Genomic DNA, 20,533 nt, shown 5'->3' with positions numbered 1-20,533 from the left:
CCTCAGAGCATGCTCGGCAGCACGCGATCCGGCGGCTTGTGGGCGTCGAGGAAGGTGCGGATGTTGATGATGACCTTCTCGCCCATCTCGACGCGGCCCTCGATCGTGGCCGAGCCCATATGCGGCATCAAGATCACCTTGCCGGCCTTCGCAAGCCGCACCAGCTTCGGATTGACCGCCGGCTCGTGCTCATAAACGTCGAGGGCGGCGCCGCCGATCTCGCCGCCTTCGATCAGCTTGATCAGCGTGTCCTCGTCAGTCACTTCGCCACGCGCGGTGTTGACGATGTAGGCGTCTTTCCGGATCAGCTTCAGTCGCCGCGCGGACAGCAGATGGTAGGTCGCCGGCGTATGCGGACAGTTCACCGAGATGATGTCCATCCGCGCCAGCATCTGGTCGAGGCTTTCCCAATAGGTCGCGCCAAGCTCTTCGGCGATCTTCGGGGCGACGGGACGGCGGTTATGATAGTGGATCTGCAGGCCGAAGGCGCGGGCACGGCGCGCGACCGCCTGGCCGATGCGGCCCATGCCGATGATGCCGAGGCGCTTGCCGCCGATGCGGTGGCCCAGCATCCAGGTCGGCGACCAGCCGGCCCAGGGTTTTCCTTCCGTCAGCACCGAGGCGCCTTCGATCATCCGGCGCGGCACGGCCAGGATCAGCGCCATGGTCATGTCGGCGGTGTCTTCGGTGAGGACTTTCGGCGTGTTGGTGACGGTGATGCCGCGGGCATGTGCGGCCTCGACATCGATATTGTCGACGCCGTTGCCGAAATTGGCGATCAGCTTCAGCTTGCAGTCGGGCTGATTGACGATGTCGGCGCTGATGTGGTCGGTGACCGTCGGAACCAGGATGTCGGCGGTGCGTGCGGCTTCGGCGAGCTGTTCGGCCGACATCGGCGTGTCGTCGAGATTGATGCGTGCGTCGAACAGCTCGCGCATCCGGGTCTCGATCGAGTCCGGCAGCTTGCGCGTCACGACGACGAGGGGCTTTTTCTTCACCGACATGTCCTGCCCTCATGAGGCGTTGCAGGCGGCCTTTGTCGCCAAGGGCCGGCTGTTGAGGCCTCATTAACCCGGTTGTTCGACACTGCCTTTGCCGTGTCGTCCCCGGCGTTTCCTTCAAGCTATCGCCCCGCTTTCCGACCGGAAAATCGGGGCAAACTGGTTGTTCAGATGTCCGTCCTCTCTAGCAGAAGGCCGGGCCAAGACAAGAACCAGGGCTGGCGCTTCGGGAACACCCGCGTGGGGCGGGAGAGGGGCGTTGCGCGGCAGGGTTTGGAATTTTGGGGTGAGGGCCCGGTTGAGCCGGGTCTTCGACAGGAGACGGGTTGATGGCGTTGGGGCGTTTTTGTTCGGTGATGGCGCTCGTTTGCACCTGGTGGAGCGCCTCTGTCGGCCCCTCGCACTCGGCCAAGGACACCACGCCTCAGACCGCCAGCGGCCTGCCGGTGCCGCGCTATGTCAGCCTCAAATCGGATCACGTGAACGTCCGCGCCGGCCCGACCAAGGACAATGACGTGGCCTGGGTCTACACCCGCGCCGGCCTGCCGGTCGAAATCACCGCCGAGTTCGAGAACTGGCGCCGGGTGCGCGATTCCGAAGGCGCCGAGGGGTGGGTCTATCACTCGCTGCTGTCGGGCCGCCGCACTGCGGTCGTCACCATGAAAAACAAGGACGACCTCGCGCCGATCTATGACCACGCCGATCCCGACAGCGCGGTGGCCGCAAAGCTCCAGGCCGGTGTCGTGACGACAGTGAAAAAATGCACCACCAGCTGGTGCCACGTCACCGGCAACGGCTTTGACGGCTGGATCCAGCAGGAGCGCCTCTGGGGCGTCTACGCGGACGAGCAGGTGAATTGACGCGCTGGCTTCGCCGGGACGACGCCAGAGCGTGAGTCTCAGCGCTTCTTACGCAGCCGCACGACCATGTCGATGCGCGCGATCTCGTACCCCTCCGGCACCTCCGGCATCTTGGACAGCGCCAGATGCGGATCCTCGATATCGACCAGCTCGTGGCTGTTCTCGAGATAGTAATGGTGGTGGGTGGTGACGTTGGTGTCGAAATAGGTCTTGGTGCCGTCGACGCTGACCTGGCGCAGCAGGCCGGCATCGGTCAGCTGGTTCAGCGTGTTGTAGACGGTCGCGAGCGAGACCGGGACCTTGGCCAGCGTCGCTTCCTCATAGAGCATTTCAGCCGTGAGGTGGCGCGCGCCCTTGCCGAACAGCAGCCAGCCGAGCGCCATACGCTGGCGCGTCGGCCGCAGACCGGCAGATTGGAGCATCTCGTTGACGTCGTGCCAGGGGCAGCCGGTGAGGGCCGGCTGGCGGCCGGACAGAAGGGCCGCATGGGCATCTTCGTCGTGACGGATCGCGTTGTTTTCGTTCATTTCCAGAATTCGGGCACGCGTGAACACTCTCTATCTGCAATATATGGACAGATAGATGCAGATGCAAGTTTCTCGCAACTAGACTGGTTCTAATCAGCTGAGGAACCGGCCTGGAGCTCCGTCATTTACCTTCATGGGACGGCTTTGCTACCCGAAAAGGCCTGTGTTAGAGAGCGCGCGGTTCCGTCCAACCGATTTTTGGCGCGGCCAGGCATTGGGGCCCGGCCCGCGGCCGATCCGGCTCTCGGTATTGGCGCCTGAGGACGGCAATTGGTGTTGCCTTCCGAGCAGGATGGGGCCCATTTTTGCCAGAAACGCCGCTCAATCGGGGTTCAAACAGAGGCTTCCGCATGCTGAACAGGCGTAACGGTTACGAGTACGAAGATTTGCTGGCATGTGCCCGCGGTGAGATGTTCGGCCCCGGCAATGCACAATTGCCGCTGCCGCCGATGCTGATGTTCGACCGCATCACGGAAATTAACGACAATGGTGGCGAGTTCGGCAAGGGCCTGGTGCGCGCCGAGCTCGACGTGAAGCCTGACCTCTGGTTCTTCGGCTGCCACTTCAAGAACGATCCCGTGATGCCGGGTTGCCTAGGCCTCGACGCGCTGTGGCAAATGGTCGGCTTTTATCTGGGCTGGACCGGCGGCGAAGGTCGTGGCCGTGCACTTGGCTTGAACGAATTGAAGTTCAGCGGCCAGGTGCTGCCCGAGGCCCGCAAGGTTGTGTACAACGTCGATATCAAGCGCGTGATGCGTTCAAAGCTCGTGCTCGGCATTGCCGATGGATGGCTTTCGGTCGATGACCAGATTATTTATCGCGCCAAGGATCTGAAAGTCGGCCTGTTCAAGCAGGGCGTGAACCTGGGCTAACGCGCATTACCAAGAAGACAACGATTTAGGCGAGGCTGTCATGAGGCGGGTTGTGGTCACCGGGATGGGTATCGTCTCGTCGATCGGAAACAACACCCAGGAAGTGCTTGCGAGCCTTCACGAGGCGAAGTCGGGCATTTCGCGGGCGGAGAAATATGCCGAGCTCGGCTTCCGTTCGCAGGTGCAAGGTGCACCGACGCTCGATCCTTCGACAGTGGTCGACCGCCGGGCGATGCGTTTCCTCGGACAGGGCGCTGCGTGGAATCACATCGCGATGGAACAGGCGATCCAGGACTCCGGTCTGTCGCCTGACGAAGTCTCCAACATTCGCACCGGTATCATCATGGGCTCCGGTGGTCCGTCCGCTCGCACCATCGTCGAAGCCGCCGACATCACCCGCACCAAGGGACCGAAGCGCGTCGGTCCGTTTGCGGTGCCGAAGGCGATGTCGTCCACGGCGTCGGCGACGCTTGCGACCTGGTTCAAGATCAAGGGCGTGAACTATTCGATCTCCTCGGCCTGCGCGACGTCGAACCACTGCGTCGGCAATGCCTATGAGACGATCCAGATCGGCAAGCAGGACGTCATCTTCGCCGGCGGCTGCGAGGAGCTCGACTGGTCGCTGTCGGTGCTGTTCGACGCCATGGGCGCGATGTCCTCCAAATATAACGACACGCCCGCCACCGCCTCGCGCCCCTACGACGTCAACCGCGACGGCTTTGTCATCGCCGGCGGCGCCGGTGTGCTGGTGCTGGAAGAGCTTGAGCATGCCAGGGCGCGCGGCGCGCGGATCTACGGCGAGATCGTCGGCTATGGCGCGACCTCCGACGGCTACGACATGGTCGCGCCGTCAGGTGAAGGTGCCGAGCGCTGCATGCGCATGGCGATGTCGACGGTGAAGACCAAGGTCGACTACATCAACCCGCACGCCACTTCGACGCCGGCCGGCGACCCGCCGGAAATCGATGCGCTTCGTCGCGTGTTCGGCGCCGGCGAAAAGTGCCCGCCGATCTCGGCGACCAAGGCGCTGACCGGCCACTCGCTCGGCGCGACCGGCGTGCAGGAGGCGATCTACTCGCTGCTGATGATGAACAACGGCTTCATCTGCGAGAGCGCGCACATCCAGGAGCTCGATCCTGTCTTCGCCGACATGCCGATCGTGCGCAAGCGCATCGACAACGTCAAGATCGGCACCGTGCTGTCGAACTCGTTCGGCTTCGGCGGCACCAACGCCACGCTGGTGTTCAGCCGGATGGACGTGTGAGGCCAGCACACTGTCATGCCCCGCGAAAGCGGGGCAGCCAGTACGCCGCGGCATTTCGGCCCATAATTGCTGTCTCTGGAATATTGGATCGCCCGCCTGCGCGGACGATGACGTCGGAATGATAAGGAGCCGCCGGGCCATGGAAGGTTTGATGAAAGGCAAGCGCGGTCTGATCATGGGCATCGCCAATGATCATTCGATCGCCTGGGGCATGGCGAAGACGTTGCATGCCCACGGCGCCGAGCTTGCCTTCACCTTCCAGGGCGAAGCCCTCGGCAAACGCGTCAAGCCGCTGGCGGAATCGCTCGGCGTGGAATTGGTGCTGCCTTGCGACGTCGAGGACATCGCCAGCGTCGATGCGACCTTCGCCGTGCTTCGCGAAAAATGGGGCAAGCTCGATTTCGTCATCCACGCGATCGGCTTCGCCGACAAGAACGAGCTGAAGGGCCGCTACGCCGACACCAGCCGCGAGAATTTTTCGCGCACCATGGTGATCTCCTGCTTCTCGTTCACGGAGGTTGCAAAACGTGCGGCCGAGCTGATGACGGACGGCGGCAGCATGATCACGCTGACCTTCGGCGCCTCGGAGCGCTCGATGCCCAATTACAATGTGATGGGCGTGGCCAAGGCGGCGCTGGAAGCCTCGGTGCGCTATCTCGCCTCCGACTTCGGGCCGCGCGGTATCCGCGTCAATGCGATCTCGGCCGGCCCCATCCGCACGCTGGCCGGCTCCGGCATCGGCGAGGCGCGCGCGATGTTCGCCTTCATGCAGAAGCATTCGCCGCTCCGCCGCGGCGTCACGCTCGACGAGCTCGGCGGCTCGGCGCTGTATCTGCTGTCTGATCTCTCGGGCGGTGTGACCGGCGAGATCCACTATGTCGATTCCGGCTACAACATCGTGCTGATGCCGCGGCCGGATGATTTGAAGGCCGAAGGCTAACCCGCCGCGATCTTCTCCGCGCGCTGAAACGCCGGACGCGCCATGCAGCGCGCGATGTAGGCGTCGAAGGCCGGGCGCGACGGCACCATCTTGAACAGGCGCACCGCGAAATTCAGCCCCGCGCCGATCGTGATGTCGGCGGCGGAAAATTCCTCGCCGAGAATCCACGGCCCCTTTTCGAGCGCCGCTTCCAGTACGTCGAAGACCTGCGTCGCGCTGCCCCAGGCGGCGGTCGAGGTCGGCACCTCGATCTTGGTGAAGATCTGGATGATCGCCGGCTCGATGCAGCTGGGCGAGAAGAACAGCCATTGCAGATAGCGCGCGCGGCGTGGGTCGGTGGTCGCGGGCGCCAGCTTCGTTTCCGGATAGCGGTCGGCAATATAGGCGCAAATCGCAGCTGCTTCGCCGAGCGCGGCATCGCCGTCGCTGAGTGCCGGCACCTTGCCCATCGGATTGATCTTCAGATAGTCCGGCGCTTTCTGCGCGCCCGTCGAAATGTCGGTCAGCACGCGCTCATAGGGCAGCCCGCTCTCTTCCATCAGCCAGAGCGTCGAGAACGAACGCGAGCGGGGCGACCAATAGAGCCTGATCATGGCGGGCCTCCGGTTTTCTTCCATCGATAATACTTCATCATAAACCCATTCGATGGCTCGATCTCCTCCTTCTCGAACACAAAGCCTTCGCGCTCGTACCAGCGCCAGGCCTTTTCGTTCTCGCGGACGCAACGCAGATACATCTCGTCCGGCATTTGCGTGCGCGTGAAGGCGAGCAGCTTTCGGCCGAGCGATTGCCCCTGATAGGCGGGTCCGACGAACAGCATGTCGAGATAGAGCTTTGCCAGATGCAGTGCGAGCATCGCGGCGATCGTGCCATGGTCGTCGGCAACGAACAGGCTCCAGCCGTTCTCGATCTCGCGCCGGATGCGCGCCCGCAAATTAGCCAGCAGGAATTCGCTCGCTTCGCCAAGTCCGGTCGAGACCCAGCTCTCCATCCAGACGCGGCCGATCTCGTCATATTCCTCGGCACGGGCGGGGCGGATGATTAGATCAGGCATTGGCGCTCTCGGTTCGATCTCTCCGCCGCGGGGGACGTCATTACAATGATATGGGCTGTCTCGGAATATTCCGGTCTCAGGCCTTCTGGCTGCGCGCGGCCTGCCGCGGGCGTGCCTTGCCGGCGGACAGGCACACCACTTCGGAGATTTGCAGCAGTTGCCGCGCCAGCGGGCTCGTTTTACGCCAGACCATGCCGATGGTGCGTGAGGGCTCGGGGTCGCGGAAGCGCGACAGCGAGACCGACGCCGATCGCGTCTCCACTGACACCGCCATCTCCGGAATCAGGGTGACGCCGATGCCGGCGCTGACCATCTGCACCAGCGTCGACAGCGAATTCGCATCCAGCATCTCGCGCGGCGGCGCCGACTGCATGTTGCAGAACGACAGCGCCTGGTCGCGGAAGCAATGGCCCTCCTCGAGCAGCAACAGCCGCATCTCGCGCATCATCTCTCGCGACGGCGCTGGAGTGCCCGCATCCGTGCCCGGCCGCACCAGCAGGAATTTTTCCTCGAACAGCGCGACCTCGGTGAGCGAGGGCTCGGAGACCGGCAGGGCCACGATCGCGGTGTCGAGCCGGCCTTCGACCAGCTCCTGGATCAGCCGCGGCGTCATCGTCTCGCGCACACGGATGTCGAGTTCCGGATGCATGCGCGTCAGGTTCTTGGTGATCTTGGGCAGGAGATACGGCGCGATCGTCGGGATCATGCCGATCCGCAACCGACCCGCAAAACGGTCCTGCGAGGCGCGGGCGAAATCGCCGAGCTCATCGACCGAGCGCAGGATGTCGCGAACGCGCTGTGCGAGCTCCTCGCCGAACCGGGTCAGCGCGACCTGCCGGGCGCTGCGCTCCAGCAGCAGCCCGCCGAGCGCCTCCTCGAGTTCCTTGATCTGCATCGACAGCGCCGGCTGCGAGATGGAACAGGACTCCGCGGCGCGGCCGAAATGACCGTGGCGCGCCAATGCGTCGAAATATCGCAGCTGGCGCAGCGTCAGGTTGATCATCAGAAAATCCTATCGCAGCGATCATTAAAGTCAACTTCCCCTGATCGTTCGCGACGCTTACAGTGGTCTGACCTGGTCAATGGCGCAGTCGGACGCCACCAGAGGAGGTATTCATGGACGACACTTCGAAGTGCCCGTTTTCGGGCGGCAAACGCGTGCCAGCGAACCGCGACTGGTGGCCCACCAATCTCAGCATCGACATGCTGCACAAGAATTCCAGCCTGTCCGATCCGATGGGCGAGGCGTTCGACTACGCCAAGGAATTCAAGACGCTCGACCTGAACGCGGTGATCAAGGACCTCACCGTTTTGATGACGGATTCGCAGGAATGGTGGCCCGCCGATTTCGGCCACTATGGCGGTCTCATGATCCGCATGGCCTGGCACAGCGCGGGTACCTATCGCATCACCGATGGCCGTGGCGGCGCCGGTGCCGGTCAGCAGCGTTTCGCTCCGCTCAACTCCTGGCCTGACAACGCCAACCTCGACAAGGCGCGCCGGCTGCTCTGGCCGATCAAGCAGAAATACGGCCGCAAGATTTCCTGGGCCGATCTGATGGTGCTCGCCGGCAACGTCGCGCTGGAGTCGATGGGCTTCAAGACGTTCGGGTTTGCCGGTGGTCGCGCCGACGTCTGGGAGCCGGAAGAGCTCTATTGGGGTCCGGAAGGCACCTGGCTGGGCGATGAGCGTTACAGCGGCGAACGCCAGCTCGCCGAGCCGCTCGGCGCGGTGCAGATGGGTCTCATCTACGTCAATCCGGAAGGCCCGAACGGCAAGCCGGATCCGGTCGCCGCGGCCAAGGACATCCGCGAGACCTTCTTCCGGATGGCGATGAACGACGAAGAGACCGTCGCGCTGATCGCCGGCGGCCACACCTTCGGCAAGACCCATGGCGCGGGCGATCCGTCGCTGGTTGGTCCCGAGCCGGAAGCGGGCGCGCTGGAAGATCAGGGCCTCGGCTGGAAGAGCAAGCACGCCTCGGGCCTCGCCGGTGATTCCATCACCAGCGGCCTCGAAGTGACCTGGACCACGACGCCGACGAAGTGGAGCAACAACTTCTTCGAGAACCTGTTCAAGTACGAATGGGAGCTGACGAAGAGCCCTGGTGGTGCGAACCAGTGGACGGCCAAGGGTGCTGACGCGATCATTCCTGATGCCTTCGACAAGTCGAAGAAGCATCGGCCGACAATGCTGACGACCGACCTCTCGCTGCGCATGGATCCGGCCTATGAGAAGATCTCGCGGCGCTTCCTCGAGCATCCCGATCAGTTCGCCGACGCCTTCGCCCGCGCCTGGTTCAAGCTGACTCATCGCGACATGGGGCCGATCCAGCGCTACCTCGGCCCGCTGGTGCCGAAGGAGACGCTGATCTGGCAGGATCCGATCCCGGCCGTGAACCACGAGCTGGTGTCTGATCAGGACATCGCGGCGCTGAAGTCCAAGATCCTGGCTTCGGGTCTGTCGGTCTCCGAGCTGGTCTCAACTGCCTGGGCCTCGGCCTCGACGTTCCGCGGCTCGGACAAGCGCGGCGGCGCCAATGGCGCGCGCATCCGTCTTGCTCCGCAGAAGGACTGGGAGGTCAACCAGCCGGCCCAGCTTTCCAAGGTGCTCGGCAAGCTCGAAGCGATCCAGAAGGAGTTCAGCGTTGGTGCGAAGAAGGTCTCGCTTGCCGACCTGATCGTTCTCGGCGGCACTGCTGCGGTCGAGAAGGCCGCCAAGGATGCCGGCGTTGACGTCAAGGTCGGTTTCACGCCGGGCCGCATGGACGCGTCGCAGGAGCAGACTGATGTAGCTTCGTTTGCTCCGCTGGAGCCGCGGGCCGACGGTTTCCGCAACTTCATCGGCAAGCGTCAGCAGTTCATGCAACAGGAGGAGGCGCTCGTCGACCGCGCGCAGCTTCTGCGGCTCACTGGACCTGAAATGACGGCGCTCGTCGGCGGTCTGCGCGTGCTCGGCGCCAATGCGAACGGGTCGAAGAACGGCGTCTTCACCTCCAAGGTGGGAACGCTGACGAACGACTTCTTCGTCAACCTGCTCGACATGAGCACGCAATGGACGCCGGCGGCCGACGGCACCTACGAAGGGCGCGACCGCAAGACCAATGCGGTGAAGTGGAGCGGCACGCGCGTCGATCTCATCTTCGGCGCGCACTCGCAACTCCGCGCCTACGCCGAGGTCTATGCCACGTCCGACTCCAAGGAGCAGTTCGTGAAGGATTTCGCCAAGGCCTGGACCAAGGTGATGAACCTCGACCGGTTCGACATCGCGGCGTGACGCCAACAACACAGCAAGCGACAAACAAAAAGGGCGGCCGAAAGGCCGCCCTTCGTGTTTCTGACGTTGACTTGGAGCGATTACTCGCCGGCCGCTTCGCGCGGGGCCTTCTCGCCCTCGCCGCCCTTGCCTTCGAGGTCTTCGCCGGTGGTCTGGTCGACGACCTTCATCGAGAGGCGGGTCTTGCCGCGATCGTCGAAGCCGAGCAGCTTGACCTTGACCTTGTCGCCTTCCTTGACGACGTCGGAGGTCTTCTGCACGCGGTTGGCCGCGAGCTGGCTGATGTGAACGAGACCGTCCTTCGAACCGAAGAAGTTCACGAAGGCGCCGAACTCCATCACCTTGACGACGGTGCCGTCATAGATCTGGCCAACTTCCGGATCGGATGCGATCGACTTGATCCACTTGATCGCGGCCTTCATCGCTTCGCCATCGGAGGAGGCGACCTTCACGGTGCCGTCGTCCTCGATGTTGACCTTGGCGCCGGTCTTCTCGACGATCTCGCGGATCACCTTGCCGCCGGTGCCGATCACTTCGCGGATCTTGTCGGTGGCGATCTTGAAGGTCTCGATGCGCGGCGCGTATTCGCCGAGTTCGGCGCGCGCGTTGGTGAGCGCCTTCGCCATCTCGCCGAGGATGTGGATACGACCTTCCTTGGCCTGGCCGAGGGCGACCTTCATGATCTCCTCGGTGATGCCCTCGATCTTGATGTCCATCTGGAGCGAGGTGATACCCTGTTCGGTACCCGCCACCTTGAAGTCCATGTCGCCGAGATGATCCTCGTCGCCGAGGATGTCGGAGAGAACCGCATAGCGCTTGTCTTCGAGGATCAGGCCCATCGCGATGCCCGCGGTCGGCCGCTTCAACGGCACGCCAGCGTCCATCAGCGCGAGCGAGGCGCCGCAGACCGAAGCCATCGACGAGGAGCCGTTGGACTCGGTGATCTCGGAGACCACGCGGATCGTGTACGGGAACTCGTGATGCGGCGGCAGCACCGGGTGGATCGCGCGCCAGGCCAGCTTGCCGTGGCCGATCTCGCGGCGCTTGGTGCCGCCGAGGCGACCGGTCTCACCGACCGAGTAGGGAGGGAAGTTGTAGTGCAGCAGGAACGTCTCTTTGTACGTTCCCGACAACGCGTCGATGTACTGCTCGTCCTCGCCGGTGCCGAGCGTGGTCACGACCAGGCCCTGGGTCTCACCGCGGGTGAACAGCGCCGAGCCGTGCGCGCGCGGAAGCACGCCGACTTCGGCGATGATGTTGCGCACGGTCTTGCTGTCACGGCCGTCGATGCGCTTGCCGGTGTCGAGGATGTTCCAGCGAACGATCTTCGCTTCGAGCTCCTTGAACACGGCGCTGATGCGCAGCTTGTCGTACTTTGGCTCCTGCCCTTCGGGGAAATAGTGGGCGATCACCTTTTCCTTGACCTTGCCGACCGCGGCGTAGCGATCCTGCTTGACCGGGATGGCGTAGGCGGTGCGCAGCTCCGCCTCGACGAGGCCGAGCATTTCCTTCTCGAGCGCGGCGTTGTCGATGACGGTGACTTCGCGCGGCTCCTTGGCGGCCTTCTCGGCGAGTTCGATGATCGCGTTGATGACCGGCTGAAAGTGGCGGTGACCGAACATCACGGCGCCGAGCATGATGTCTTCGTTCAGCTCCTTGGCCTCCGATTCCACCATCAGCACGGCGTCGGCGGTACCGGCAACGACGAGGTCGAGCTGGGTGTCGACCATCTCGTCGAGCGTCGGGTTGAGGATGAATTCGTCATTGGCGAAGCCGACGCGGGCGGCGCCGATCGGGCCCTTGAAGGGCGCGCCGGACAGGGTCAGCGCGGCGGAGGAGGCCACGAGCGCGACGATGTCAGGATCGTTCTCCATGTCGTGCGACAGCACGGTGGCGATCACCTGGGTTTCGTTGCGCCAGCCGTCGACGAACAGCGGACGGATCGGACGGTCGATCAGGCGGGAGACCAGCGTCTCCTTCTCGGTCGGACGACCTTCGCGCTTGAAATAGCCGCCGGGAATGCGGCCAGCTGCGTAGGTCTTTTCCTGGTAGTCGACGGTCAGCGGCAGGAAGTCGACGCCTTCACGCGGCGCCTTCGCCGCGACGACGGTGGCGAGCACCACGGTCTCGCCATAGGTGGCGAGCACAGCGCCGTCGGCCTGGCGTGCGATCTTGCCGGTTTCGAGCTTGAGAGGGCGTCCGCCCCAGTCGATTTCGACTGAATGCTTATTGAACATAGAGGTCTTCTTTCATGGGTTCTCGAAAGAAGGGACGGCTCGAAAAACAAAAACCATGTCAAGATTGCAGGACGCTGATCGGAGCGGGTGATCAGCGTCCTGCGATCCTGCCATGGTCTTTGGATGTCGGATGGCGTCCATCCTTTCGGGTCATACGGGCACCTTGCCCGTTGCGCCCAGCCGCCGGATTGCTGCTGGACTGTCAGTCGGCACGACTGCGAACACCGAATCGCGGTCTTCGCTGATCGTGCTCCCGGATGCGAAGCACCATTGGCCCGCACCGGACGGTACGCGTGAGCCTCGATCAAAAACCCTGAAATAAGCGCTTTCGCTCGAAACCACGCTAAAACGCGCGCCAGTGGCGCGCGCAAGAACTCTTAGCGACGAATGTTGTGCTTCTCGAGCAGCGCCTTGTACCGCGCCTCGTCCTTCTTCTTCAGATAGTCGAGGAGCGAGCGGCGGGTCGAAACCAGCTTCAAGAGGCCACGACGCGAATGGTTGTCCTTCACGTGGGTCTTGAAATGGCTGGTCAGGTTGTTGATGCGTTCCGACAGGATCGCGACCTGAACCTCGGGCGAACCGGTATCACCGGCCTTGGTGGCATTCGTCTTGATGACTTCCGCTTTGCGTTCTGCGGCAATCGACATCGTCAATTTCTCTCGTTGCGACCGGTTGAGGCAGTCAAGCCGGTCAGGTTGAACACACGCTTGGGGATGACTTCGCCATTGCCAACTTCAGCAAGCGCCAAAAGACGGCCTGCCACCGTGACATAGACTGTGCCGCTACTTGTGGGCGCATCCCGTCCGCGCAACAAAACGGCTTGGCCCCGATGGAGCCTTGCCGCATCAGCCCGAGTGACGGCCAGTGCCGGGATGTCGTCCAGCGCGGTCTCAACGGGCATCAGCGCGTCGGCGAGGCTTCCCTCGCCGGACGCGGCTCTATCGCACAAAGCCTCCAGCTGATCCAGCGGAATCATGTCATTTTCGCTGAATGGGCCGACCAGGGTCCGCCGAAGCGCGCAAATATGGCCGTAAGTGCCGAGAATCCGGCCCATATCGCGGGCGAGCGCCCGGACATAGGTTCCCTTGCCGCACTCGGCCTCGAACACAGCCCGGTCGTTATCCGGTTGATCTACAAGGGTTAAATGATGAATCTCGACCGGGCGGGGCGCCAGTTCCACGACCTCGCCGTCGCGGGCGAGGTCATAGGCGCGCTCGCCCTGGACCTTGATCGCGGAATAGCGCGGCGGAACCTGCTCGATCACCCCGGTGAATCGCGGCAGCAGGGCCAGGATGGCCTCACGGGTCGGGCGCTGGTCCGACGTTGCAGTGACCTGTCCCTCGATGTCGTCGGTGTCGCGCTCCTCACCCCAGCACACGGTGAAGCGGTAGCGCTTGCGGCCGTCCATGACGAAGGGAACCGTCTTGGTGGCCTCTCCAAGTGCAATGGGCAGGCCGCCGGAGGCGAGCGGATCGAGCGTGCCGGCGTGGCCGGCGCGCTTGGCATTGAATAGGCGCTTGAGCACGGCAACAGCTTGCGTCGAGGTCATGCCGATCGGCTTGTCGAGCACGACCCAGCCGTGCACGTCGCGCCGATCGCGGCGCACCTGATTGCCCTTCTGCTTGTTCGCGCGCGGATCGTTGTTGACGCGACGCGCCTCCTGATGCGGTTGGGCGTTGCCGCCGACATCAGCAAAATTATTCTGCACGTCGCGCGTATCGGGCTCTTCGCTGGCGATCGTGCCGTGTGCGGGGTCCATGATCATTGTTCTTCTTCCCGATCCGAATCCGGATTCTGTTCCAGATCCTTGTCCAGATCCTTGTCCAAGTCCTTCTGCACCGCAGGTGTTCGCAAAAGCTTCTCGATCCGTTCCGCTTCGTCGAATCGTTCGTCGACGCGAAAGCGAAGGTCAGGTGCAAATTTCAGGTTAACGCGCCGCGCGACTTCGCCGCGCAGGAATTTCTTGTTGCGATCGAGCGCAGTGATGACGAGCTCGGTATCGCGTCCACCAAGCGGCATCACGTAGATTGTCGCGAGCTTCAGATCGGGAGACATCCGCACCTCCGGCACGGTGATGATGTGACCTTCGAGATCCGCATCATGCACACTGCCTTGCGCCAGAATATCGGCTATCGCGTGGCGAACCTGCTCGCCGACGCGCAGCTGGCGCTGCGAGCCGCCGGGCGCGGAACTCTTTTTCTGATGATGGCGCGGCATGGTCGAAAATCACCTCATCGTGCCCGCGTTTGGGACACGAGCATTGTCATTTGTCCTGTTGAAACGAATGGAGCGTGGATGGCCGGAAAAAATCCGGCCATCGCACTCCCGCAATTTCAGCTCAAAAAGATCCGGGCGCTTCGGTAAGATTTGGACTTACAGGGAGCGCTGGATCGTCTCCACGCGGTAACACTCGATCACGTCACCCGCACGCATGTCGTGATAGTTCTCGAAGGCCATGCCGCATTCCTGACCGGCCTGGACTTCCTTCACTTCGTCCTTGAAGCGCTTCAGCGTCGACAGCTTGCCTTCGTGCACGACGACGTTGTCGCGGATCAGGCGCACATTGGCGCCGCGTTCCACGGTGCCGTCGGTGACGCGGCAGCCGGCAACCTTGCCGACCTTGGAGATGTTGAAGATCTCCAGGATCGAGGCATTGCCCAGCATGGTTTCGCGCAAGGTCGGCGCGAGCAGGCCGCTCATCGCCTTCTTCACGTCGTCCACGAGGTCGTAGATGATGTTGTAGTAGCGGATCTCGATGCCGTTGCGCTTGGCGGCGGCAGCAGCTTCCTTGTTCGCACGAACCGAGAAGCCGATGATCGCGGCGTTAAAACCTTCCGCGAGCGTCACGTCGGATTCAGAGATGCCGCCGACGCCGGCATGCAGGATGCGAGCGGCGACTTCGTCGGTGCCGAGCTTCTCCAGCGAGCCGAGGATCGCTTCCAGCGAGCCCTGCACGTCGGCCTTGATGATCAGCGGGAATTCCTTGCGGCCCGCCGTCTTCAACTGCGACATCATCTGCTCGAGCGAGCCGCGCATGCCTGAGATCGAGGCAGCCGCGTTCTCACGCTTCTGGTGCGCGCGGTAGCTGGTGACCTGACGGGCGCGGGCTTCGTTCTCGACCACCGCGAGACGATCGCCGGCTTCCGGCGGACCATTGAAGCCGAGCACCTCGACCGGTACCGACGGACCGGCTTCCTGCACCGTCTCGCCCTGATCCGAGATCAGCGCGCGGACACGGCCCATTTCGGCGCCGGCAACGATGATGTCACCGACACGCAGCGTGCCGCGCTGGACCAGCACGGTCGCGACCGGACCTCGGCCGCGATCGAGCTTGGCTTCGATCACGGTGCCTTCGGCCGGACGCTCCGAATTGGTCTTGAGGTCGAGGATGTCGGCCTGGAGCGCGATCATCTCGAGCAGCTTGTCGAGATTGGTCTTGTTCTTGGCGGACACTTCGACGTCGACGACTTCACCGCCGAACGATTCCACCTGCACCTCGTGCTGAAGCAGCTCGGTGCGGACGCGCTCCGGCTTGGCGTCGGGCTTGTCGATCTTGTTGATGGCAACGATGATCGGCACGCGTGCCGCCTTGGCGTGATTGATGGCTTCGACCGTCTGCGGCATCACGCCGTCATCGGCCGCGACCACCAGAACGACGATGTCGGTGACCTTGGCACCGCGGGCGCGCATCGCGGTGAACGCGGCGTGGCCCGGCGTGTCGATGAAGGTGATCTTCTTGCCGCTCTCGGGCGAGAGAACCTGGTAGGCGCCGATATGCTGGGTGATGCCGCCGGCTTCGCCGGAGACCACGTTGGCATGACGAAGCGCGTCGAGCAGCGAGGTCTTGCCGTGGTCGACGTGACCCATCACGGTCACCACAGGCGAGCGCGTCTCGGTGTCGGTGGAATCGTCGACCTGGTCGAACAGGCCCTCTTCAACGTCCGACGCGGCAACGCGCTTGACGGTGTGGCCGAGCTCTTCCGCGATCAGCTGCGCGGTGTCGGCGTCGATCACGTCGGTGATCTTGTGCATCGCGCCCTGCTTCATAAGCATGCGAATGACGTCGACCGCGCGCTCGGCCATGCGGTTGGCGAGCTCCTGGATGGTGATCGCTTCCGGAATGATCACTTCGCGGATCAGCTTTTCCTTCGGCTCATTCGAGACGTGGCCCTTCAGGCGCTGGGTGCGGCGGCGGAACGAGGCGATCGAACGCTCGCGCACTTCGTCGGCATTGAGCGCGGTGACGACGGTCAGGCGGCCGCGCTCTTTCTGCGGGCCAGGCTTATGGGTGGGTTTGGGCGCGACCACAGGACGCGCGGCGCCACCGGGGCCGCGACGGATCTGACGCGGACCATCGTCCTCGTCCGGTCCGGCAGCAACGGCGGGAGCGCGACCCACGGGGCCGCCCGGCCGCGAGGTTGTGGTGGCGGCCGGGCGAGCGGTGGTCGTCGCTCCCGGTCGCGTCACGGTCGGCGCGGGGCGCGGCGCGCTGGTCGCCGGGGCTGAAGTTGCTGCGGCGGGACGCGCGCCGGCTGCCGGCTGCTCGCCTTCGCCAAAACGCTTCTTGGCTTCGGTCTCGGCCTTGCGCTTGGCTTCGTCCTCGTGACGATGACGCTCTTCCTCGGCCTTGCGGCGGGATTCGGCGGCTTCGCGCTCGGCGCGCTCGGCGGCCTCGCGGACGGCGCGGCGCTGGGCCTCTTCCTCGGCCTGGCGGCGCTCTTCGACTTCGCGAACCTTGGCGTCGGCGAGCGCGCTGGCGCGAGCGGAGCGTTCGTCCTCGGTCAACGTGCGGAGCACGACGCCGGAGCCAGAGTTGCGCGGCGGCGCCGGGCGTGACGGGGCGGGCGTGGGCGCAGCCGGCGCCGGCTTTGCAACAACCGTCGGGGCCTGCGGCTCAGGGGTGCCGTCGATACGGCGCTTGCCGCGCTTCTCGACCACGACCTGCTTGCTGCGGCCATGGCTGAAGCTCTGGCGCACAGTGCCCGTTTCGACGCGCGGCTTGAGCGATAGCGTCTTGCTCGGAACGCTCAGCTTCTTGTCGTCAGGGGTCTTGGTATCAACCATTCAGCAGTCCTAATCCTGATTTATTCAGTGTTGTGCGTTTCCGCACCATCCTATCGGGTCGTCGTGTCTCTCAGAAATCCTGGCCGGGCTTTTCGGCAGTCTTGTCAGCGTCCGCCATCCGGTATCGGACCAGCATCTGGCTACGTGACAGGAATGACTTGCTCGCCGGGCCCGCGAGCAGGGCAGCATGTATCACATTTGACCGGGTAAGTGCCAAATCCAATTCTACCGATTTCAGGGCGCTGATGACGGGAATCTGCGGCCTGTTACCGCGATTTCCGGCATTTTGCCGTGCCAGCACGTCCAATTTGCGGATTCCGTCCGCGGCCCCGTCGCTGGCGTGGATCAGGACCTCGACCGTGCCCTCCCTAAGGGCGCTCTCGACCTTGCCGAAGCCGGCGACGATCTGGCCCGCCTTGGCGGCAATTCCAAGGGCTTCGGCCACGCTCCGGACCAGGAGCGCCTCGATGTCGGCGGGAAGCGTCGGGGGAGTGCGCAGCTCGCGCTTGAAGGCTTTGCTAAATTGGTGACGCCGCACGGCTTCCGCAACCACCTCGCGCGAAGCGGTCACCCACATGCCGCGCCCGGGCAGCTTGCGCTTGAGATCGGGAACTATATCGCCGGTGGGCGACACGACGAAGCGGATCAGCTCGTCGATCGGCCGGACCTCGCGGCTGACCGCGCACATGCGCATGGTCGCGGACCTTTCGGCCCGCGGTCCATGGTCAAGTTCGCTGTCAGTGCTGGCAAGCATCCGGGCGACATTCTCCTTCGCCCTTAAGCCGGCTGATCTTCGGCCGCGTCAGCCTCTTCGGCCGGCTTGGCGAGATCGGCCTCGGTGATCCAGCCGGCCTTGACGCGGGCCTGCATGATCATGGCTTCCGCATCGTCGCGGGAGATACCGAGGCCGTCGAGCGCACCGGCGAACTTGGTCTGCTCGCCGCCTTCCTTGCGCTCGGTCCAGCCGACCAGATCGTCGGTGGCGCAGCCGGCGAGGTCCTCGACCGTCTTGATGTCGTTCTCGCCGAACTTCACCAGCATCTTCGAGGTCACGCCGGGCACGTCCTTCACGGCGTCCTCGACGCCCAGTTCCTTGCGGCGGGCTTCGATCTCGGCTTCCTGCTGATCGAGATATTCGCGGGCGCGGCTCTGGAGCTCCTGCGCGGTCTCCTCGTCGAAACCCTCGATGCCGGCGAGTTCCTTGAGGTCCACCATCGCGAGTTCCTCGACCGAGGTGAAGCCTTCGGACGCCAGCAGCTGGCCGACCACCTCGTCGACATTGAGCGATTCCATGAAGACGCGGGTGGAGTTCTCGAAGTCGGCCTGGCGGCGCTCCGATTCCTCCTGCTCGGTCAGGATGTCGATGTCCCAGCCGGTGAGCTGCGAGGCGAGGCGCACGTTCTGGCCGCGGCGGCCGATCGCCAGCGAGAGCTGGTTGTTGGTGTCGGGGACCACGACCTCGATGCGCTCGCGGTCTTCGTCGATGACGACCTTGGACACTTCGGCCGGCGCCAGCGCGTTGACTACGAAGGTCGCGATGTCGGGCGACCACGGAATGATGTCGATCTTCTCGCCCTGCAATTCGTTCACCACCGCCTGCACGCGCGAGCCGCGCATACCGACGCAGGCGCCGACCGGATCGACCGAGGAATCGCGGGAAATCACGCCGATTTTCGCGCGCGAGCCCGGATCGCGGGCCACCGCCTTGATCTCGACGATGCCGTCATAGATTTCCGGCACTTCCTGCGCGAACAGCTTCGCCATGAACTGCGGATGGGTGCGGGACAGGAAGATCTGCGGACCGCGGGTTTCGCGACGGACGTCGAAGATGTAGGCGCGGACGCGGTCGCCGTTGCGGAACACTTCACGCGGCAGCATCTCGTCGCGGCGGATGATGGCTTCGCCGCGGCCGAGATCGACGATCACGCTGCCATATTCGACGCGCTTGACGACGCCGTTGACGATGTCGCCGATGCGGTCCTTGAATTCCTGATATTGCCGGTCGCGCTCGGCTTCGCGCACCTTCTGCACGATCACCTGCTTGGCTGACTGCGCGGCGATGCGGCCATATTCCAGCGGCGGCAGCGTGTCTGCGATGGTGTCGCCGACCTGGGCGCCCGGATTGGCGCGCTGCGCGTCGATCAGCGAAATCTGGTTGGAATGGTTTTCGACCTTGTCGACCACCAGCATGTGGCGCGACAGCCGCAGCTCGCCCTTCTTCGGGTCGATCTCGGCGTGAACGTCAGTCTCGCTGCCGTAACGGGCGCGCGCGGCCTTGGCGATGGCATCTTCCATCGCCGCGATGACGATGCCGCGGTCGATCGATTTCTCACGGGCGACGGCGTCTGCGATCTGGAGCAATTCAAGTCGATTGGCGCTGACTGCCATGGCTAGTCTCCTTCGTCAGGCTCGATCTCGCCACGCCGCGCACGTTCGGCGGCAAGGCGATGTTTCTTCGTATTGGTCGGTGCCGGCTTCTTTTGCTTTTGCGGCTTGGTGTTCTTGGTGGTTTTCGCGCTGATCTCAGCGTGCGGCGCCTGCGGCGGCTCGATGCCGAGATTCCTGCGCATCTGGCGCTCCTCGGCCTTGCCGCGGCGCATCGATTCGGCGATCAGCTCATCGGTCAGCACCAGCCGCGCCTCGCCGATATCTTCCATCGTCAGCAGCACGTCGGCATCGTCGCTGGTCTTGGCGTCGTCGCGATGCAGGTGTACGCGGTCGCCTTCGACGGCACCGAGCGTGCCACGGAACCGCTTGCGGCCTTCATGGGCGACGGCCATCTCGACCTTCACCAGGTGGCCGGAATAGCGCTCGAAATCGGAGCGGCGCACCAGCGGACGGTCGATCCCCGGCGAGGAAATCTCCAGCCGATAGGCGCGGTCGATGGGATCGGCGACATCGAGCACGGGCGATAGCGCCCGCGAGATCGCCTCGCAATCCTCGAGCTGCATCGAACCATCGGGCCGCTCGGCCATGATCTGCACGGTGCAGCCGGCGTCGCCCGAAATGCGGATCCGCACCAAGCGGTAGCCCATGCCCTCGAGCACGGGACCTGCGACCGCGGACACTCGTGCTGCCACGCCCGGCTCGACCACGAGCCTCGGCTCGGCCAGCAACTCGGCGTCGGTGGAACCAGTGGTCGGTTCGGTCATATCAGGGGTCAAGGCGCTCGATGGTTAACGCTTGGCTAAGAGGTCAAAGCCCGCTTCGGAACTTTCCCGACAGCGTCGGGCCGCAATCTTCCGCCGAGCCGCGTTCAGGTAATAAAAAAGAGCGGGTCCTTTCGGGCCCACTCTCACTACGCGGATCGTATGAGAAGATGAATTGGCGGTGATATAGCCCTTTCCTCCGGCCCGGACAAGGCCCATCGCAGGCGGATGCGGGCTTTTTGCGCCTCTGGCCGGCGCCCCCCCGGGAGCGCCGACAGGCGCCCCGGGG

At 63.9% G+C, this 20,533-nt stretch carries 18 protein-coding genes; 5 read left to right on the top strand and 13 right to left on the bottom strand.

Annotated elements, in window-relative coordinates:
• Nucleotides 1-2: 2 nt before the first annotated feature.
• On the bottom strand, nt 3-1,004 hold the full coding sequence (locus L6637_RS20140) for a 2-hydroxyacid dehydrogenase (RefSeq protein ID WP_237871818.1): 1,002 nt from the start codon (nt 1,002-1,004) through the stop codon (nt 3-5).
• A gap of 326 nt (nt 1,005-1,330) precedes the next feature.
• Between L6637_RS20140 and L6637_RS20135 the strand changes: the two genes are divergently transcribed.
• Nucleotides 1,331-1,861 (top strand): SH3 domain-containing protein, encoded by a 531-nt coding sequence (locus L6637_RS20135; protein ID WP_237860653.1) that lies wholly within the window; start codon nt 1,331-1,333, stop codon nt 1,859-1,861.
• Nucleotides 1,862-1,899: 38 nt separating this feature from the next.
• On the opposite strand, the gene irrA is transcribed toward L6637_RS20135, so the two are convergent.
• Nucleotides 1,900-2,388, bottom strand: coding sequence for an iron response transcriptional regulator IrrA (irrA, locus tag L6637_RS20130; RefSeq protein WP_237860651.1), 489 nt, complete (start codon nt 2,386-2,388; stop codon nt 1,900-1,902).
• A 350-nt stretch (nt 2,389-2,738) separates the two neighbouring features.
• Between irrA and fabA the strand changes: the two genes are divergently transcribed.
• From fabA to fabI, 3 genes are all read left to right on the top strand, one after another.
• On the top strand, nt 2,739-3,260 hold the full coding sequence (gene fabA / locus L6637_RS20125; protein WP_237860649.1) for a bifunctional 3-hydroxydecanoyl-ACP dehydratase/trans-2-decenoyl-ACP isomerase: 522 nt from the start codon (nt 2,739-2,741) through the stop codon (nt 3,258-3,260).
• Nucleotides 3,261-3,300: 40 nt separating this feature from the next.
• A complete protein-coding gene (fabB, locus tag L6637_RS20120) occupies nt 3,301-4,524 on the top strand; it encodes a beta-ketoacyl-ACP synthase I (RefSeq protein WP_128948745.1) in 1,224 nt (407 codons plus the stop codon).
• A gap of 139 nt (nt 4,525-4,663) precedes the next feature.
• Nucleotides 4,664-5,464, top strand: coding sequence for an enoyl-ACP reductase FabI (fabI, locus tag L6637_RS20115; RefSeq protein ID WP_237860647.1), 801 nt, complete (start codon nt 4,664-4,666; stop codon nt 5,462-5,464).
• On the opposite strand, the gene L6637_RS20110 is transcribed toward fabI, so the two are convergent.
• From L6637_RS20110 to L6637_RS20100, 3 genes are all read right to left on the bottom strand, one after another.
• Complete coding sequence (locus tag L6637_RS20110) at nt 5,461-6,057, bottom strand: glutathione S-transferase family protein (protein ID WP_237860645.1); 597 nt, start codon at nt 6,055-6,057, stop codon at nt 5,461-5,463. The genes fabI and L6637_RS20110 overlap by 4 nt on opposite strands.
• Complete coding sequence (locus L6637_RS20105; protein WP_237860643.1) at nt 6,054-6,518, bottom strand: GNAT family N-acetyltransferase; 465 nt, start codon at nt 6,516-6,518, stop codon at nt 6,054-6,056. Before L6637_RS20105 ends, L6637_RS20110 begins: the two co-directional genes overlap by 4 nt.
• A gap of 76 nt (nt 6,519-6,594) precedes the next feature.
• A complete protein-coding gene (locus tag L6637_RS20100; RefSeq protein WP_237860641.1) occupies nt 6,595-7,521 on the bottom strand; it encodes a hydrogen peroxide-inducible genes activator in 927 nt (308 codons plus the stop codon).
• 113 nt (nt 7,522-7,634) lie between these two features.
• Between L6637_RS20100 and katG the strand changes: the two genes are divergently transcribed.
• Nucleotides 7,635-9,794: a catalase/peroxidase HPI gene (katG, locus tag L6637_RS20095; RefSeq protein ID WP_237860639.1), complete on the top strand. Its 2,160-nt coding sequence runs from the start codon at nt 7,635-7,637 to the stop codon at nt 9,792-9,794.
• 80 nt (nt 9,795-9,874) lie between these two features.
• On the opposite strand, the gene pnp is transcribed toward katG, so the two are convergent.
• The 8 genes from pnp to rimP all read right to left on the bottom strand — a co-directional run bounded on the left by pnp (nt 9,875) and on the right by rimP (nt 20,247).
• On the bottom strand, nt 9,875-12,031 hold the full coding sequence (gene pnp, locus L6637_RS20090) for a polyribonucleotide nucleotidyltransferase (protein ID WP_237860637.1): 2,157 nt from the start codon (nt 12,029-12,031) through the stop codon (nt 9,875-9,877).
• Nucleotides 12,032-12,408: 377 nt separating this feature from the next.
• Nucleotides 12,409-12,678 carry a 30S ribosomal protein S15 gene (gene rpsO, locus L6637_RS20085; protein ID WP_028133641.1) on the bottom strand — a complete coding sequence of 90 codons (270 nt, stop codon included), beginning with the start codon at nt 12,676-12,678 and terminating at the stop codon, nt 12,409-12,411.
• A gap of 2 nt (nt 12,679-12,680) precedes the next feature.
• Nucleotides 12,681-13,796, bottom strand: coding sequence for a tRNA pseudouridine(55) synthase TruB (gene truB, locus L6637_RS20080; protein ID WP_237860635.1), 1,116 nt, complete (start codon nt 13,794-13,796; stop codon nt 12,681-12,683).
• Nucleotides 13,793-14,248: a 30S ribosome-binding factor RbfA gene (gene rbfA / locus L6637_RS20075; protein WP_237871816.1), complete on the bottom strand. Its 456-nt coding sequence runs from the start codon at nt 14,246-14,248 to the stop codon at nt 13,793-13,795. Before rbfA ends, truB begins: the two co-directional genes overlap by 4 nt.
• 156 nt (nt 14,249-14,404) lie before the next feature.
• Nucleotides 14,405-17,095 carry a translation initiation factor IF-2 gene (gene infB, locus L6637_RS20070; protein ID WP_237860630.1) on the bottom strand — a complete coding sequence of 897 codons (2,691 nt, stop codon included), beginning with the start codon at nt 17,093-17,095 and terminating at the stop codon, nt 14,405-14,407.
• Between the two features lie 70 nt (nt 17,096-17,165).
• Entirely contained in the window at nt 17,166-17,849 is a 684-nt protein-coding gene (locus L6637_RS20065; protein ID WP_237860628.1) for an RNA-binding protein, read from the bottom strand.
• A 23-nt stretch (nt 17,850-17,872) separates the two neighbouring features.
• The gene (nusA, locus tag L6637_RS20060) at nt 17,873-19,483 is read right to left on the bottom strand and encodes a transcription termination factor NusA (protein ID WP_128948735.1); all 1,611 of its coding nucleotides are present in this window, start codon (nt 19,481-19,483) and stop codon (nt 17,873-17,875) included.
• A gap of 2 nt (nt 19,484-19,485) precedes the next feature.
• Entirely contained in the window at nt 19,486-20,247 is a 762-nt protein-coding gene (rimP, locus tag L6637_RS20055) for a ribosome maturation factor RimP (protein ID WP_237871814.1), read from the bottom strand.
• Between the last annotated feature and the right edge of the window lie 286 nt (nt 20,248-20,533).

It is taken from the genome of Bradyrhizobium zhengyangense, from assembly GCF_022012435.1.
Taxonomy (GTDB): domain Bacteria; phylum Pseudomonadota; class Alphaproteobacteria; order Rhizobiales; family Xanthobacteraceae; genus Bradyrhizobium; species Bradyrhizobium zhengyangense.
Note: the sequence above shows the minus strand (reverse complement) of the source record. Positions and strands in the feature narration are given on the sequence as shown.

Coding starts and splice junctions, on each gene's coding strand:
- L6637_RS20065 (WP_237860628.1), bottom strand. CDS start 17,849: ATGCTTGCCAGCACTGACAGCGAACTTGACCATGGACCGCGGGCCGAA.
- fabB (WP_128948745.1), top strand. CDS start 3,301: ATGAGGCGGGTTGTGGTCACCGGGATGGGTATCGTCTCGTCGATCGGA.
- L6637_RS20140 (WP_237871818.1), bottom strand. CDS start 1,004: ATGTCGGTGAAGAAAAAGCCCCTCGTCGTCGTGACGCGCAAGCTGCCG.
- L6637_RS20135 (WP_237860653.1), top strand. CDS start 1,331: ATGGCGTTGGGGCGTTTTTGTTCGGTGATGGCGCTCGTTTGCACCTGG.
- L6637_RS20110 (WP_237860645.1), bottom strand. CDS start 6,057: ATGATCAGGCTCTATTGGTCGCCCCGCTCGCGTTCGTTCTCGACGCTC.
- L6637_RS20100 (WP_237860641.1), bottom strand. CDS start 7,521: ATGATCAACCTGACGCTGCGCCAGCTGCGATATTTCGACGCATTGGCG.
- nusA (WP_128948735.1), bottom strand. CDS start 19,483: ATGGCAGTCAGCGCCAATCGACTTGAATTGCTCCAGATCGCAGACGCC.
- rbfA (WP_237871816.1), bottom strand. CDS start 14,248: ATGCCGCGCCATCATCAGAAAAAGAGTTCCGCGCCCGGCGGCTCGCAG.
- irrA (WP_237860651.1), bottom strand. CDS start 2,388: ATGAACGAAAACAACGCGATCCGTCACGACGAAGATGCCCATGCGGCC.
- fabI (WP_237860647.1), top strand. CDS start 4,664: ATGGAAGGTTTGATGAAAGGCAAGCGCGGTCTGATCATGGGCATCGCC.
- L6637_RS20105 (WP_237860643.1), bottom strand. CDS start 6,518: ATGCCTGATCTAATCATCCGCCCCGCCCGTGCCGAGGAATATGACGAG.
- rimP (WP_237871814.1), bottom strand. CDS start 20,247: ATGACCGAACCGACCACTGGTTCCACCGACGCCGAGTTGCTGGCCGAG.
- fabA (WP_237860649.1), top strand. CDS start 2,739: ATGCTGAACAGGCGTAACGGTTACGAGTACGAAGATTTGCTGGCATGT.
- infB (WP_237860630.1), bottom strand. CDS start 17,095: ATGGTTGATACCAAGACCCCTGACGACAAGAAGCTGAGCGTTCCGAGC.
- katG (WP_237860639.1), top strand. CDS start 7,635: ATGGACGACACTTCGAAGTGCCCGTTTTCGGGCGGCAAACGCGTGCCA.
- rpsO (WP_028133641.1), bottom strand. CDS start 12,678: ATGTCGATTGCCGCAGAACGCAAAGCGGAAGTCATCAAGACGAATGCC.
- truB (WP_237860635.1), bottom strand. CDS start 13,796: ATGATCATGGACCCCGCACACGGCACGATCGCCAGCGAAGAGCCCGAT.
- pnp (WP_237860637.1), bottom strand. CDS start 12,031: ATGTTCAATAAGCATTCAGTCGAAATCGACTGGGGCGGACGCCCTCTC.